At 57.4% G+C, this 13,493-nt stretch carries 15 protein-coding genes and 1 pseudogene; 8 read left to right on the forward strand and 8 right to left on the reverse strand.

From position 1 onward, the window contains the following. Positions 1–13: 13 nt before the first annotated feature. Positions 14–787: a peroxide stress protein YaaA gene (gene yaaA / locus I6N98_RS18185; RefSeq protein WP_198569735.1), complete on the forward strand. Its 774-nt coding sequence runs from the start codon at positions 14–16 to the stop codon at positions 785–787. A gap of 2 nt (positions 788–789) precedes the next feature. On the opposite strand, the gene I6N98_RS18190 is transcribed toward yaaA, so the two are convergent. Continuing rightward, on the reverse strand, positions 790–1,248 hold the full coding sequence (locus I6N98_RS18190) for an EVE domain-containing protein (RefSeq protein WP_198569736.1): 459 nt from the start codon (positions 1,246–1,248) through the stop codon (positions 790–792). Between the two features lie 53 nt (positions 1,249–1,301). Between I6N98_RS18190 and I6N98_RS18195 the strand changes: the two genes are divergently transcribed. Continuing rightward, positions 1,302–1,898: a DUF938 domain-containing protein gene (locus I6N98_RS18195; RefSeq protein ID WP_198569737.1), complete on the forward strand. Its 597-nt coding sequence runs from the start codon at positions 1,302–1,304 to the stop codon at positions 1,896–1,898. 134 nt (positions 1,899–2,032) lie between these two features. Here the strand turns inward: I6N98_RS18195 and I6N98_RS18200 are convergent, their stop codons facing one another. Beyond that, positions 2,033–3,628, reverse strand: a complete 1,596-nt coding sequence (locus I6N98_RS18200) for an OmpA family protein (RefSeq protein WP_198569738.1) — start codon at positions 3,626–3,628, stop codon at positions 2,033–2,035. A 287-nt stretch (positions 3,629–3,915) separates the two neighbouring features. On the opposite strand from I6N98_RS18200, the gene trhP reads away from it, so the two are divergent. Both trhP and I6N98_RS18210 read left to right on the forward strand, forming a co-directional pair. After that, positions 3,916–5,262 (forward strand): prephenate-dependent tRNA uridine(34) hydroxylase TrhP, encoded by a 1,347-nt coding sequence (gene trhP / locus I6N98_RS18205; RefSeq protein WP_198569739.1) that lies wholly within the window; start codon positions 3,916–3,918, stop codon positions 5,260–5,262. A 26-nt stretch (positions 5,263–5,288) separates the two neighbouring features. Then, complete coding sequence (locus I6N98_RS18210; protein ID WP_198569740.1) at positions 5,289–5,672, forward strand: hypothetical protein; 384 nt, start codon at positions 5,289–5,291, stop codon at positions 5,670–5,672. A gap of 19 nt (positions 5,673–5,691) precedes the next feature. Here the strand turns inward: I6N98_RS18210 and I6N98_RS18215 are convergent, their stop codons facing one another. The 3 genes from I6N98_RS18215 to I6N98_RS18225 all read right to left on the reverse strand — a co-directional run bounded on the left by I6N98_RS18215 (position 5,692) and on the right by I6N98_RS18225 (position 8,378). Continuing rightward, positions 5,692–6,831: a GNAT family N-acetyltransferase gene (locus tag I6N98_RS18215; RefSeq protein WP_198569741.1), complete on the reverse strand. Its 1,140-nt coding sequence runs from the start codon at positions 6,829–6,831 to the stop codon at positions 5,692–5,694. A gap of 5 nt (positions 6,832–6,836) precedes the next feature. Further along, positions 6,837–7,748 carry a 4-hydroxybenzoate octaprenyltransferase gene (ubiA, locus tag I6N98_RS18220; RefSeq protein WP_198569742.1) on the reverse strand — a complete coding sequence of 304 codons (912 nt, stop codon included), beginning with the start codon at positions 7,746–7,748 and terminating at the stop codon, positions 6,837–6,839. A gap of 72 nt (positions 7,749–7,820) precedes the next feature. Further along, the gene (locus tag I6N98_RS18225) at positions 7,821–8,378 is read right to left on the reverse strand and encodes a chorismate--pyruvate lyase family protein (protein WP_198569743.1); all 558 of its coding nucleotides are present in this window, start codon (positions 8,376–8,378) and stop codon (positions 7,821–7,823) included. Positions 8,379–8,535: 157 nt separating this feature from the next. On the opposite strand from I6N98_RS18225, the pseudogene rd reads away from it, so the two are divergent. The 3 genes and pseudogenes from rd to I6N98_RS18240 all read left to right on the forward strand — a co-directional run. Further along, positions 8,536–8,694 (forward strand): annotated as a pseudogene (rd, locus tag I6N98_RS18230) (rubredoxin); the annotation flags it as partial. A gap of 76 nt (positions 8,695–8,770) precedes the next feature. Then, positions 8,771–9,385, forward strand: a complete 615-nt coding sequence (locus I6N98_RS18235) for a class I SAM-dependent methyltransferase (RefSeq protein WP_198569745.1) — start codon at positions 8,771–8,773, stop codon at positions 9,383–9,385. Between the two features lie 84 nt (positions 9,386–9,469). After that, positions 9,470–10,789: a dicarboxylate/amino acid:cation symporter gene (locus I6N98_RS18240; protein ID WP_198569746.1), complete on the forward strand. Its 1,320-nt coding sequence runs from the start codon at positions 9,470–9,472 to the stop codon at positions 10,787–10,789. Between the two features lie 28 nt (positions 10,790–10,817). Here I6N98_RS18240 and I6N98_RS18245 read toward each other — a convergent pair whose 3' ends face one another. Both I6N98_RS18245 and I6N98_RS18250 read right to left on the reverse strand, forming a co-directional pair. Continuing rightward, the gene (locus I6N98_RS18245) at positions 10,818–11,234 is read right to left on the reverse strand and encodes a GFA family protein (protein ID WP_198569747.1); all 417 of its coding nucleotides are present in this window, start codon (positions 11,232–11,234) and stop codon (positions 10,818–10,820) included. 92 nt (positions 11,235–11,326) lie between these two features. Beyond that, positions 11,327–11,821 (reverse strand): anthrone oxygenase family protein, encoded by a 495-nt coding sequence (locus I6N98_RS18250; RefSeq protein WP_198569748.1) that lies wholly within the window; start codon positions 11,819–11,821, stop codon positions 11,327–11,329. Between the two features lie 185 nt (positions 11,822–12,006). Between I6N98_RS18250 and I6N98_RS18255 the strand changes: the two genes are divergently transcribed. Further along, on the forward strand, positions 12,007–12,906 hold the full coding sequence (locus tag I6N98_RS18255) for an oxidoreductase (protein ID WP_198569749.1): 900 nt from the start codon (positions 12,007–12,009) through the stop codon (positions 12,904–12,906). 110 nt (positions 12,907–13,016) lie between these two features. Here I6N98_RS18255 and I6N98_RS18260 read toward each other — a convergent pair whose 3' ends face one another. Beyond that, a complete protein-coding gene (locus tag I6N98_RS18260; RefSeq protein WP_198569750.1) occupies positions 13,017–13,484 on the reverse strand; it encodes a GFA family protein in 468 nt (155 codons plus the stop codon). Positions 13,485–13,493 lie beyond the last annotated feature (9 nt).

The raw sequence follows: 13,493 nt of genomic DNA on the forward strand, positions 1-13,493 counted from the left end.
GGAAGACATAGCAATGTTGATGGTGATCTCCCCCGCCAAAACCCTGGATTTTGACACTCCGCCCCAAACCGAACAGCACAGTCAGTGCGAATTCCTGAGCCAATCCCGCAAGTTAATGAAAGACCTGCGGGAGCTGGCCCCACAGGATTTGTCGGCAATGATGAAAATCAGCGACAAGTTGGGGGCGCTCAACTACGAGCGCAACAATCAGTGGAAAACCCCCTTTAAGCTGGACAACGCCAAGCAGGCGGCACTGGCTTTTAAAGGCGATGTCTACACCGGCCTGCAGGCCGATCAGATGAGCGATGACGACCTGGCTTTTGCCCAGCAGCATCTGCGTATTTTATCGGGCCTTTACGGCCTGCTGCGCCCCTTGGACCTGATTCAGCCCTACCGGCTGGAAATGGGCACCCCCTTTGCCAACGAGCGGGGCAAAAACCTCTACGAGTTCTGGGGAGCACGCCTGACCAAGGCCCTGAATACCCAGCTTGCGGAAGCCGGCCCCACCCTGCTGAATCTCGCTTCTCAGGAATACTTTGGCGCGGTACAAAGCGACCAGCTTCAGGGCGAAGTGATCACCCCGGTGTTCAAGGACTGGAAAAACGGCAAATATAAAATCATCAGTTTTTACGCCAAAAAGGCCCGGGGGCTGATGGCCGCCTATGTTATCAAGCACCGCATTCGCGATGCCGAGCAGATCAAACAGTTCGACAGCGAGGGTTACTACTACAGCCCCGCGGATTCCACTGAAAGGGAGTGGGTCTTTTTGCGGGATGAAGTGGCCTAGTTTTATTCCATTGCCAATATGGCCTGCCAGTGGGCGTCGTCCACTGGCATGATCGACAGCCGATTGCCCTTTTTGAGCAGTTGCATGCCCTCCAGGGCCGGGTTGCTCTTGAGCTCACTGAGCGGGATCAGCCGCTTGAGTTTGCGCTCATATTTAACATCCACCATAAACCAACGCGGATTGTCCTGAGTCGCTTTGGGGTCATAATACTTGGAGTCCGGGTTCTGGGCGGTGTGATCCGGGTAGGCTTCCTTAACGACCTTGGCGATGCCAGCCACCCCCGGCACCTTGCAGGCGGAGTGATAGAACAACACCCGGTCGCCTTTTTTCATCTGATCCCGCATCATGTTGCGAGCCTGGTAATTACGCACCCCGTCCCAGTGTTCAGTGCCATCTGGGCAGGCCTTCAGGTCGTCGATACCAAAGGTATCGGGTTCGGATTTCATTAACCAGTATTGCATTGCCCGCGCTCCAATGGTGACGTGTGGCCCTTTTTTATAGCAAAGGGAATACTATGACAGACAAGCCCTACTCCCAAGCCTGCGAAAATAACAAGCAACCCATTCTGGATAAAATTCAGCCCCTGTTGAAAAGCTGTACTTCTGTACTGGAAATCGGCAGCGGTACAGGCCAACACGCGGTGTTTTTTGCCGGGCAAATGCCCCACTTGCGCTGGCAGTGCTGCGATCAGCGGCCCTACTTAGATGGCATTGAGGCCTGGCGACAAGACAGCGGGCTGAACAATCTGCCGCCAGCGGTGGAGTTTGAAGTGATGTCCTCACCCTGGCCGGCGGGCCACTTCGATGCAGTATATTCTGCCAATACCCTGCACATCATGGGCTGGCCCCAGGTAGAGACGCTGTTCCGCCGCCTGGGGGAATCCACCTCGCCGGGCACTTTGCTGATGGTCTACGGCCCCTTCAATATCGGCGGCCAGTTCACCTCCCCCAGCAATGCCGAGTTTGACCAGATGTTGAGACAGCGAGACCCCGCCAGTGGCATCCGCGATCTGGAGGCGGTTAACGCCGAGGCGGCAGCCGCTGGCTTTGTCCACCAACACGATTATGCCCTCCCCGCCAACAACCGCCTGCAGGTATGGCGTAAGCAGTAGCCATTACGCGGTCTATTGATTTCGAAGCGCCAATTAATCGGCCTTCAACGATCTCTGCTTGCCGTCCGGTGTAAATCCCGGGCAAAAAAAAGCCCGGCAAAAGCCGGGCTCCTTCATCATATCGCGACCTTCGCTTAGAAGTCGTAGTCGATATCGTAGTCAGAGTCGTCTGCTTCTTCTTCAGCGGACTCTTCCATCGCATCGGCTTCGTCGCTCATGTCATCTTCCATGGACTCGTCGTCCATAGAATCATCAGACAGCGGCTCGTAGAAGTACTCGTACTCTTCCTCAGACGCGCTGTCGTCAGACATATCGTCCATCGCCGGCTCACCCATGACGTCGTCGTCCATCATCGGCTCGTCATCCATCATCGGCTCTTCTTCAACCATGACATCAGACTCGCCAACAACCTTCAGCTCGACGCGGCGGTTTTCAGCACGACCCTCACGGGTATCGTTGCTGGCTACCGGCATATCTTCACCGTAGCCGCGTGCTGTCAGACGAGAGCTATCCACACCGCCCTGCACCAGGTAGTTTTTCACTGACTGGGCACGGTTTTGCGACAGGTTCATGTTGTAGCTGTCGCTGCCAGTGGAGTCGGTGTGACCCTGGATTTCCACATCAAAGCCAGGCGAGGTGTTCAAGGTTTCAGTCACATCGTCAAGAATGGTCTCGGCATTGGCGGTCAGTTGCGCGCTGTCCAGCTCAAAGTTCACACCGCGCAGCACAACAGACTGCTGTTCGCCACAACCGTTGGACATAACCGGAGTACCGGCAGGTGTATCCGGGCACACATCGTTGACGTCGATCACGCCGTCACCGTCAGTGTCCAGTGCACAGCCTTCAGCATTCACTTCAACGCCAGCCGGTGTGTTGGGGCACTGATCCAGGTAGTCGGCAACGCCGTCGTTGTCACCGTCCAGCGGGCAACCGGTGCTGTCCACCTGAACACCAGCTGGGGTGCCGGGGCACTGATCGTTCTCGTCGATCACGCCGTCGCCGTCTTCATCCTGCACGCCGTACTGAGCGTCAAAGAAGTTATAGCGCAGACCAACCAGCAGGCTTTGTGCTTCGTACTCAGTTTCCAGTTTGGCGTTGTCGTACTTCAGCTCGGGGTCATCCGCCATCGCGTAGCGATAACCGGCATCCAATACCAAGCGAGGGGTCAGGTGAAAGTTAAGACCAGCACCCAATTGGCCGATGACCACATCGTCATCTGCACCACCCAGGTCGTAGTTGGCCATACCGACACCAAAACCCAGGTAGGGGCGCAGGCGCTCACCCTGGTTGAAGTCGTACCAGAAGTTGGCCATCAGGCTCTCAGTTTCCAGGGTACTGTTACCCTCGAAAGTCAGGCCGCCGCCAGAAACGCTGTCGACGTCATTTTCGCCGATGCGGTATTCCAGTTCGCCGCGCCAGGGGCTGGCGTACTTGTAACCGAACACCACGCCGTAGCCAAAATCTTCGTCGAAGGTGGTCTCAACGTTGGCTGAAGCAGCCGCGCTGCCACCACCGAGCAAGCCGCCAAGGATGGGGCCCAAAACTGGAATGGCATCCAGCGGGCTGCCCGCACCCGGGGTAGATACTTTACCGTCGGCGTCGAATACATCGGTGTAGAAGGCGTTACCGCCGATATAGAATCCCTTTTCTTCTTCAGCAGCAGTCGCCGCACCAGCTGCAGTCGCCAACATGACGCCTGCCGCCACGGCGGACTTAAAATGGTTGCTCATAGCAATCCCCCAGATTTAAATATAGTTAGGTTCCCGAAAAATATAATTTTGCTTTAACTTCGCGATTTTGGACCGTAAGCAGATCACAAAATGCGATCTTACAGCAAGATTCTAGGCAAAACCGTGAATAAATAACGATTTTTTCCGTCGGATAGCGCGGAATTGGCGTCTGAATAAGACTCAACGCCGGGTCGCCACCGCGGTACCTCTTACGCTGACACAGTCAGTGTTAGAATAGGGCTTTAGTGAATTTCCTGCAAAACTGGACACTGGCCAGACCACAATATATGAAACCCGAACTCCTCTCTCCCGCCGGCAGTCTTCGCAACATGCGCTACGCCTTTGCCTACGGTGCGGATGCGGTCTACGCCGGCCAGCCCCGCTACAGCCTGCGGGTGCGCAACAATGAATTTCGGGACCTTGAGGTCCTGGCCCAGGGCATCGACGAGGCCCATCAGCTGGGTAAGCAATTTTACCTGGCCTCCAATGTGTCGCCTCACAACGACAAGGTTCGCAGCTATATCCGCGACCTGGAGCCAGTGGTGGAGCTGGGCCCCGACGCACTGATCATGGCCGATCCGGGTTTAATGATGCTGGTCAAGGAGCGCTGGCCCGATTTGCCGATCCACCTGTCGGTGCAGGCCAACGCGGTAAATTGGGCGACGGTGAAGTTCTGGCATCAAAACGACATCCAGCGGGTGATACTGTCCCGGGAGCTGTCACTGGACGAGATTGAAGAGATCCGCCAGCGGGTGCCGGAAATGGAGCTGGAGGTCTTTGTGCACGGCGCCCTGTGCATTGCCTACTCAGGCCGCTGTCTGTTGTCCGGCTATATGAATCACCGCGATCCTAACCAGGGCGCCTGCACCAACGCGTGCCGCTGGCAGTACCAGGCCCACCCCGCCAAAGAGGACGCCAGTGGCGACCTGGTGCCGGTGCAGGAATTTATTCCTACCCAGGAAGTCGCCCCGGAGCCGGAGCCCCCGGAGCCCGGGCCCATGCTGCTGCAACAGCGGGAGCGGCCCGGCGAGTATATGCCCGCCTATGAGGACGAGCACGGCACCTACATCATGAACTCCCGGGACCTGAGAGCCGTACAGCATGTCAAACGGCTCTACGATATGGGGATTCACTCCCTCAAAATAGAGGGACGCACCAAGTCCCACTACTATGCCGCCCGCACCGCCCAGGTCTATCGCCGGGCCATCGACGATGCCGCCGCCGGCCGGGAGTTCGACATGGGCTTGATGGATGAATTGGAAAACCTTGCCAATCGGGGCTATACCGAGGGCTTCTACCGTCGGCACCCCCCCAAGGAATACCAGAACTACGAGATGAAACAGGGTGGCGGGCAACAGCAGTTTGTCGGCGAAGTCTACGATGTGCGGTCCGGCGCCTTGATGGTGGATGTGAAAAACCGCTTTGCCGTGAACGACACCCTGGAGCTGATGAATCCGGCAGGCAATCGCCGCTTTGTGCTGGGAGAGCTGCGCAACAAGCACGGGCAGCCGGTGGAGGCGGCACCGGGTTCGGGCCATCAAGTTAGGATACCGCTGGAATCTCTGGCCTTGGAGAGTAGCGCCAACATCGATGACCTCCGCTTTGGTTTGCTGGTACGGGACATCAACGCTTAAGTGAATACTGCTGGGGGGAACCTGTAATGGAACGCCGACAAATCCGCCTGTTGAGAGGCTTGGTCAACGTCAGCCTGCTAAGCCTGATCTTCGGCGCAATATTGAACCTACTGTCCAGCCTGCTGGGCAATTACTACGCCCTGGCGGTGGGCACACTGGTCGTGCTGCTGACATTCTATTGCTACCGTCGCGCCGACGCCGCCGACTCCTCCAGCCTTACCTACAGCTTGTGGCGCAACTTGCCGACCCTGCTGTTTATCGTCGTGCCGGTGCTGGTTTACTGGTACGGCAGCGACGCCAGCTGGACGGTGACAGAGATACTGCTGCTGGTGCAGGTGGCAACCAGCTATCTGCTGCCAATTTTGTGTCTGCTCTACGTTGAACGCCGGCTGAAAAAAGCCCAACAATAGCGATCGCGAACGCTGCTGCCTATTCAGCCTTAAAGGGCAGCAGTGACTCAGCCTCGCTCAAGTAAGCCGCGATGTGGTCCCGCTCCCGGTCGAGAAAATCCTCCACCGCCCGGGCAAAGGCCGGATCGGCCAGCCAGTGATTGGAATAGGTCAGAATCGGTTCAAAGCCCCGCTGAATTTTGTGCTCGCCCTGGGCGCCCGGATCAAAGCGCGCCAAGCCCTGCTCGATACAGTATTCGATGCCCTGGTAGTAACAGGCCTCGAAGTGCAGAAAGTCGTACTCTCTAATACAACCCCAATAGCGTCCGTAAAGGGTGTTGTCGCCACGAAAGTTCAGCGCCGCCGCCACCGGCTCGCCCTCATGACGGGCCAAGACCAATACCAACTGCTCGGGCATGGTCTGGGCCAGCTGGCTGAAAAACTGCTCCGGCAGGTAACCGCCATGACCGCTGCGCTTGGCGTAGGTGATCTGATAACAGTGAAAGAAAAAACGCCACAGCTCTGGACTGACCTGATCGCCGGACAAGCGCTCCAGCGTTAAGCCCTGATCCGCGACGGTTCGGCGTTCCTTGCGCAGATTCTTGCGCTTGCGGGAACTGAAACGCGCAAGAAAGTCATCGAAATCTCGGTAGCCGTTGTTAAACCAGTGGTATTGGGGCCCGACCCGCTGGGAAAAACCCTCGGCCTGCCAGCAATCTGCCGTGTCGGCATCGCTGAACAGAATGTGTAAGGACGACACCCCCATACCGGCCACGTAGTCGGGCAACTGATTGGCCACCGCCGCCAACACCGCATCTCGATCACTGCCTTCAGCCACACACAATCGCGGTCCGGTAGCGGGTGTGAAGGGAATCGCAAACAACAGCTTGGGATAGTACTCACTACCGTAGCGGTGATAGGCATCTGCCCAGGCCCAGTCGAACACGTACTCGCCGTAACTGTGGCTTTTTAGATACCCCGGCATCACCCCACACACTTGCCCATCCCGTTTAACCAACAGGTGATGGGGCTGCCAACCGGATTTTGCGGCGACGGCACCAGTTTGCTCCAGAGCGTGAAGAAAACAATAGCGGGTAAAGGGGTAGGCGCTACCGGCCAACGTATCCCAGGCATCCTGCCCCACATCGGCAATCGTGTCGGCAAACTCCAGCTCGAACATCGCGCTTAGGCGGCACCTTCCAGCGCCGCGAAAAGATAGTGCAGGGCGATGCCGGCAAAAATCACCGCGCCCACATAGTGGTTGTTCAGGAAGGCCATAAAGCACTGGTCCCGATCCCGATAGCGAATCAAGCGTTGCTGATAAATAAACAGCGCAGAGGCCGCCATCAATCCGGCGTAATAAATGAAGCTCATTTCAAATTGCGCGCCCACCATCAGCAAAATCACAATCACCGAGACCTGAAGAAATCCGGTAATCATACGGTCGTCATCGCCAAACAGGATCGCGGTGGATTTCACCCCGATCTTGAGATCGTCTTCCCTGTCCACCATGGCGTAAAAGGTATCGTAGGCCACCGTCCACAACAGCACCGCGATATACAGTAGCCACAGTGTCGACGGCAGAGCCTCGCGCTGGGCCGCAAAGGCCATGGGGATACTCCAGGCAAAGGCAGCCCCCAGGGCGATTTGCGGCAAGTGGGTATAGCGCTTCATAAAGGGGTACGTCGCCGCCAAAGCGACGGCCACAAAGGACAGGCCAATAGTGAGAGGGTTGGTAAACAGCACCAGCACAAGGGCCAGCAGACACAGCACTGCAAACAGGCTCAGTGCCTCTTTTTCGCTTACCGCTCCGGTGGCAAAAGGCCGGCTGTTGGTGCGGCGAACATGGGCGTCGATATGACGGTCGGCGTAGTCGTTGATGACGCAACCGGCGGCCCGCATCAGGTAGGTGCCCAGACAGAAGATGACCAGCAAGTGCCAGTCCGGCATGCCTTCCGCCGCCAGCATCAAGGCCCACAGGGTCGGCCACAAAACAAGGTAAGTACCAATGGGTCTGTCGACCCGCATCAGTTGCAAATAGTGGGGAAATTGTCCCCGCAAACATTGCAGTTTATGGGTCAAACCCGACGCTTTCATGCCACTTGCCATGCCATTCCCTTCGACCCGCTCCCGTGGTGATGGTGTTGGCCGCAGTATATCAGGGCTCAGCTACCAGGGCTGAAACGACGGCAGAAATATCTCGCTGACCATGATGGGCCGGCCCTGCAACAAAAAACAGGAGCGCCGCCCCCACATTTGCGCGCTGGAATCCAAACCCTGCAGCGGTAACTGGTCGGCACCAAAGCGGGCAATCTGGTAGGGAATGCGCTCCATACTGGGTTCGCTAAACAGCAGGTGACCGAGGGGCCTGTTGTCCAAACGACGCAGGCGCCGCAAACGACCACAGAGTGATTTGGCCGGCAGCACACTGCGGGCATAGACCCAAGGCTCGCCGTGGCAGCACAGCAGCACTTCCCGGATCAAGCCCCACTCCCGATCCCCCATGCCCAGCAATTGGCGCTCAGAAAGCTGCGGCAAACCCCAGCGCTGGCGCAAAACCTGCACATGGAACTGGCCACCGGATACCCGGCGCAGGTGGGCGGTCAGGGAGCCGCGATCCAGCAGCCAGCCGGCGACTCCCGGTGGAGGAGTGTCTAATACAAACTGACTAGCGCTACGCCAGCGCGGTTCGCGAGTCTGGCGAGAATTAGCTGCAAACGCGTACAATGCTCGGCTTCCAGTGGGGTGCTCACTGCGGAATCGGAGCGCTGCGTCAAAGGGAGGAGCTGCAGCGCGGCCTTAAACAGGCGGCAGGATGCGCGATTCGTCGGGCAGATTCAAGTCCGGGCCCTGTATCAAAAAGTTGAAAAGAGGTAAGCAGTAAATGAAAAAATGGGAATGTATCGTCTGTGGCTGGGTCTACGATGAGGAGCAGGGCGACCCGGATTCAGGCATCGCCCCCGGCACGCCCTTTGAAGACATCCCCGACGATTGGATGTGTCCGGATTGCGGCGTTGGCAAAGAAGATTTCGAGCTGATCGAAGACTAGACCCAAGCATAGGCCATACTGACGGTTTGGGGCTAAACTTTCAGCCTGGGTAAGAATAGGAGAGCACCGCATGGGTTTCTACGACGACAGGATTCTCCCCAGCATTATTGACCGCGCCTGCTCCATGGAACCGGTTATGGCACTGCGCGAAGCTGTGGTGCCGCTGGCCAAGGGCCGGGTTCTGGAAGTGGGTATGGGCAGCGGCGTCAATCTGCCTCTTTACCGCGCCGAGCAGGTGGAGTGGGTATGGGGCCTGGAGCCATCCCGGGGTATGCGCCGCAAGGCGCAAAAAAATCTCCGTCAATCCCCCGTAGACGTTCACTGGCTGGACTTACCCGGCGAGGCTATCCCGCTGGATGACAACAGCGTCGACACGGTACTGCTCACCTTTACCTTGTGCACCATCCCCGATTGGCAAACAGCCTTGCAACAAATGCGGCGGGTACTGAAGCCTAACGGCAAGCTACTATTTGCAGAGCACGGCCTGGCCAGCTGCCAGCACATACAGCGCTGGCAACACTGGATTACCCCGGTGTGGAAAAAGTTCGCCGGCGGCTGTCACCTCAACCGGGATATTCCCGACTTGCTGCAACAGGGCGGCTTCACCATCGACGAGCTGCAACAACGCTATGTCGACAAGGCCCCCAAGATCGCCGGCTATGTCTACTGGGGTGAGGCCAGCTAAGGGATCGGCCGGGACAGTTGAGTGGCACATCCGCCATGCCGGCGGTAGAGTAAGCCCATACTCACACTGACAGGCCGACTCCCGATGACCGCTTCCGCGCCCGCCACCAAGTTCAAACTGGCACTGCACTGGCAAATCGCCATCGCCATTGCCCTGGCTATCATTATTGGTGCCGCCGTCAACCCGGATTCCCAACTGCTGGGAGTCAAGCTGCTGGATGCCTTTAGCTTTATCGGCACGCTGTTTCTCAACGCCCTGAAAATGCTGATTGTGCCATTGGTCATGGCGTCGATTATCAGCGGCATGGCGGGCATCGGCGGTGACAACCTGGAGCGCCTGGGAGGTAAAACCCTGCTGTTCTATGCCTGCAGCAGCCTGGTCGCCATTCTGATCGGCTTAACCGTGGTCAACATTGTGCAACCCGGTGGCGGCGATACCCAAGCGCTGGCGGCGACCATTACCCCCGACGACCCGGCCCTGAGCAGCACTCTGGAGAAGGTCGAAGGCCGCAGCGCCGCCGATGTGGTGGACGTGTTTATCCGCATGATCCCCACCAATGTGGTGGCCGCCGCTGCCGAAGGGCAGATGCTGGGGATGATCTTTTTTAGTCTTCTGTACGGCTTCTTCCTGGCCCGCAGCGACTCGGAGCACGCCGAAGTCCAGCTCAACTTCTGGCAGGGGCTGATGGACATCATGACCAGCATGACCATGTGGGTGATGAAGTTTGCTCCCATCGGGGTATTTGGCCTAGTCGCCAAAACCGTGACGAGTACCGGCTTTGCCGCCTTTGAGCCGATGTTGAAGTTCTTCCTCGCCGCCCTCGCCGCCCTGTTGATACACGCCTTCGTGGCGCTGCCGCTGATCCTCCGTTTTATCGGCCGGGTTAGCCCCAAACGCCACTATCAGGCCATGGCGCCGGCAATGCTGACGGCATTTTCCACGGCCTCCAGCTCGGCCACGCTGCCGCTAACCATGGAGTGCGTACAGGACAAATCGGGAGTGTCGAAACGAACCAGCGGTTTTGTTTTGCCGCTGGGCGCCACCGTGAATATGGACGGCACTGCACTTTATGAATGCGTTGCGGCCATGTTTATCGCCCAGGTCTACGGCCTGGACCTGAGCTTTGGCCAGCAATTTACCGTGGTCATGGTGGCTCTGCTCACCTCCATCGGAGTCGCCGGTATTCCCGCCGCCAGCCTGGTGGCGATTTCGGTAATTCTCGGTGCCATCGGCCTGCCTTTGGAAGGCATCGGCTTGCTGCTGGTTACCGACCGCATTCTGGATATGGTGCGCACCTCGGTGAACGTATTTAGCGACTCCTGCGCGGCGGTGGTAATCGCTCGCACTGAAGGTGAGGAAACCTTGATCGGCCTGGACAAGACCGGGAAGGCCAACGCCGTCTAGGGCTTGGCGCTGTAGCTTATTGTCGCAGTCACAGCTCGTCGGGCACGGTGTCGTAGCGGGGTGCCGGCCCACCAATATGATCCCAGGGTGCTTTTGAGCCGACATGAATGTGCATGGCTATCTCGACACCGGGATCACCATTAACTGAGCCCAAGGCCACACCGTGCACCTCGCCCCCGTGCATACCGCACAGCATGGACGAGCAGGTTTTACAAAACCCGAGCCCCCACTCTCCCTGCTCGGGATCACCATTGGTAATAAAACGTTGTACCTTGTCTTCCCCGGCCACCCAGCTGAAACTTCCGGGCTCCAGCAATTCGGCATAGGCCGACGACGCAGCACCGTAAAGCTTGCGGCAGCGGGAGCAGTGGCAGCAGCGCCCTTCGGACAGGGCACCGTCTATCTGGTATTTAACCGTGCCGCAGAAACACTCACCGGTAATCATCACTACTCCTGGAATTTAAAAACCAAGCCGTGCACTTGTGTCAGGCAGCGTGGGCTCTGCTTAATTTCCCAAGGCACCCTTAGCCCCACACATTAAATACGCAGTAATAAGATCATTAGCAGCAGCGTTGTCAGCACCGCGACAGCGGTGCGAATACCGTTGGCGCGATTCCAGCGGTCCTCAAACCGAGACCTGGCGCGGGCTATATCCTCCGCGTCGGCAAGCTCAGTATCCACTGCCTGCAGGGATTTGTTTAAGGGCAAATGGATAAAAATGGTCGGCAATTGCACACCTACCAAATAGCCCAATCCAGTCAACAACAGGGCAACCAAATCCACCCCGTGCAAGCGACTTAAGCCCAGCAAAGCAGACAGCATGATGCCCAGTACCGAGCCCAACCACACCACCATAAAAATGGGCTGGCCCCGTTGAATCACACCGTCGGTTACCTGAAAGGCGCGGATAAAAGCCCGATCTTCCAACACCTTGAATCCCGGCATCACCACAACCGCATAGGTAAACAGAAACCCGGCCACCAGGGCACACAGCAATGGGGTCGCAACCAGTACCAAGACAAACGCTGCCATTTATTATCGCTCCTTCTCAAAGCATGTCACAGCATGACGCCGCATAGTATGCCGCACTGTCTCACGTTGTGTTTATCCAGCCAAAGGAAAGACGACTTCAGCTTATAGATTGAGTATGGCACCCAGCGGATATACCCGATACTCTCCCACAAAAGCCACAGGACACAACTCTCGGGGTGTTTTACATGGGATTCACAGAAAACGACTTAACGGATCAGTCCGGCAAAACCTTTTTAATTACCGGCGCCAACACCGGGCTGGGCTATGAGACCGCCCGAGCACTGGCATTAAAGGGCGGCCAGGTCTGGCTGGCTTGCCGCTCTGAGCAAAAAGCCCAGGCCGCGATGGACAGAATAAAAACCCTCGCTCCCAATGCCCAACTCGGGTTTGTAGCCTTGGACCTGGGTGATCTTGAGCAAGTTGCCCAGGCCGCTGAACATATCAAAAGCCTGGGTAAACTCGATGTATTGATCAATAACGCCGGCTTGATGACGCCCCCGCTGGGCCACACTGCCCAGGGCTTTGAAAGCCAGATGGGCGTTAACCACCTAGGCCACTTTGCGCTGGTAGGCAGGCTCGCAGATAAGCTTTTGGCAGACGATACCCGCATTGTGGTGTTATCCAGCCTGGCCCACACCGGCGGTGTCATCGACTGGGATGATTTGCATGCCAATCGTCGATACAGCGCCATGAAACGCTACCAGGCCAGCAAGTTGGCCAACATGATGTTTGGTCTGGAGTTGGAGCGGCGCCTGCGCAAACAGCATACCCAAGCAAAGTGCGTTATCTGTCACCCCGGTATCGCGGCAACAGAGCTTATGCGGCACATGCCTCTACCGATAGAGAAACTGGCTACGCCGGCCTTAAAGCTGCTGTTTAACTCCTCGGCCGCCGGAGCATGGCCCACCCTCCTCGCCGCCACAGAAGATATTGAAGGCGGCAGCTATTGGGGCCCCACGGGGATTCGCGAAACCCGAGGCAAAGCCGGACCCGCGCGCATCGCCAGGCGCGCACTGAAAGAGGACCAGGCCAAACGGCTGTGGGATCTGTCAGTGGAGCTGACCGGGGTCAATCCCGGACTGTAAGCTGTTTATCTGTTTCGCTTTTTTCGGCTGTTTCTTAGATATAGGACACTAGCCCTGCCGCATCGGCGCCTGTAAGAAGAGGCGCCGAAACCGGCTTGTGCAGAGCTTCCCTATTGCGCCCGCCGTCGGGCAGACCACAGTTGAGAGAGGATGGCCCACTGGCTGGGCAGAAAACCGCTATATTTTGGCAGTGCGTCATCGATATCGGCTTGGCGCTTGTCGTAAAACAAGTGCATGGCGGCATCCGGCAGAGAATCCTGAAACCCAAACATGCCCGCCGGTACCATTACCAGCTTGGGTAACAGGGGTATATCAAACAGCTCGACAGCTGGCACACCGCAGGACGCACACTTGCCGCGCTGCACATTGGGCGGCGGCTTATAGGTATCGAAACTCACCGCCTCCGCAGCCGGCAGCACAACGTCGTCGCGCTTGAATATCAGCACATCGGCAAAGGGTGCGTCATTGAATCGCTGACAAATCGTGCAGTGGCAGTAAATTCTAAACAGTGCCGGCGCTGAAACGGTAAAGGCGGTTTGACCACAGCCACAGATGCACTGGTGTGTTGACGCTGTCATCGATGACTC

This window comes from Spongiibacter nanhainus (assembly GCF_016132545.1).
Lineage (GTDB): Bacteria > Pseudomonadota > Gammaproteobacteria > Pseudomonadales > Spongiibacteraceae > Spongiibacter > Spongiibacter nanhainus.

Bases quoted from the DNA above. Each gene is read 5' to 3' on its own strand.
- I6N98_RS18235 (WP_198569745.1), top strand. From the start codon at position 8,771: ATGGGTTTCTACGACGACAGGATTCTCCCCAGCATTATTGACCGCGCC.
- yaaA (WP_198569735.1), top strand. From the start codon at position 14: ATGTTGATGGTGATCTCCCCCGCCAAAACCCTGGATTTTGACACTCCG.
- I6N98_RS18215 (WP_198569741.1), bottom strand. From the start codon at position 6,831: ATGTTCGAGCTGGAGTTTGCCGACACGATTGCCGATGTGGGGCAGGAT.
- I6N98_RS18190 (WP_198569736.1), bottom strand. From the start codon at position 1,248: ATGCAATACTGGTTAATGAAATCCGAACCCGATACCTTTGGTATCGAC.
- I6N98_RS18195 (WP_198569737.1), top strand. From the start codon at position 1,302: ATGACAGACAAGCCCTACTCCCAAGCCTGCGAAAATAACAAGCAACCC.
- ubiA (WP_198569742.1), bottom strand. From the start codon at position 7,748: ATGAAAGCGTCGGGTTTGACCCATAAACTGCAATGTTTGCGGGGACAA.
- I6N98_RS18200 (WP_198569738.1), bottom strand. From the start codon at position 3,628: ATGAGCAACCATTTTAAGTCCGCCGTGGCGGCAGGCGTCATGTTGGCG.
- I6N98_RS18255 (WP_198569749.1), top strand. From the start codon at position 12,007: ATGGGATTCACAGAAAACGACTTAACGGATCAGTCCGGCAAAACCTTT.
- I6N98_RS18210 (WP_198569740.1), top strand. From the start codon at position 5,289: ATGGAACGCCGACAAATCCGCCTGTTGAGAGGCTTGGTCAACGTCAGC.
- I6N98_RS18245 (WP_198569747.1), bottom strand. From the start codon at position 11,234: ATGATTACCGGTGAGTGTTTCTGCGGCACGGTTAAATACCAGATAGAC.
- trhP (WP_198569739.1), top strand. From the start codon at position 3,916: ATGAAACCCGAACTCCTCTCTCCCGCCGGCAGTCTTCGCAACATGCGC.
- I6N98_RS18240 (WP_198569746.1), top strand. From the start codon at position 9,470: ATGACCGCTTCCGCGCCCGCCACCAAGTTCAAACTGGCACTGCACTGG.
- I6N98_RS18260 (WP_198569750.1), bottom strand. From the start codon at position 13,484: ATGACAGCGTCAACACACCAGTGCATCTGTGGCTGTGGTCAAACCGCC.
- I6N98_RS18250 (WP_198569748.1), bottom strand. From the start codon at position 11,821: ATGGCAGCGTTTGTCTTGGTACTGGTTGCGACCCCATTGCTGTGTGCC.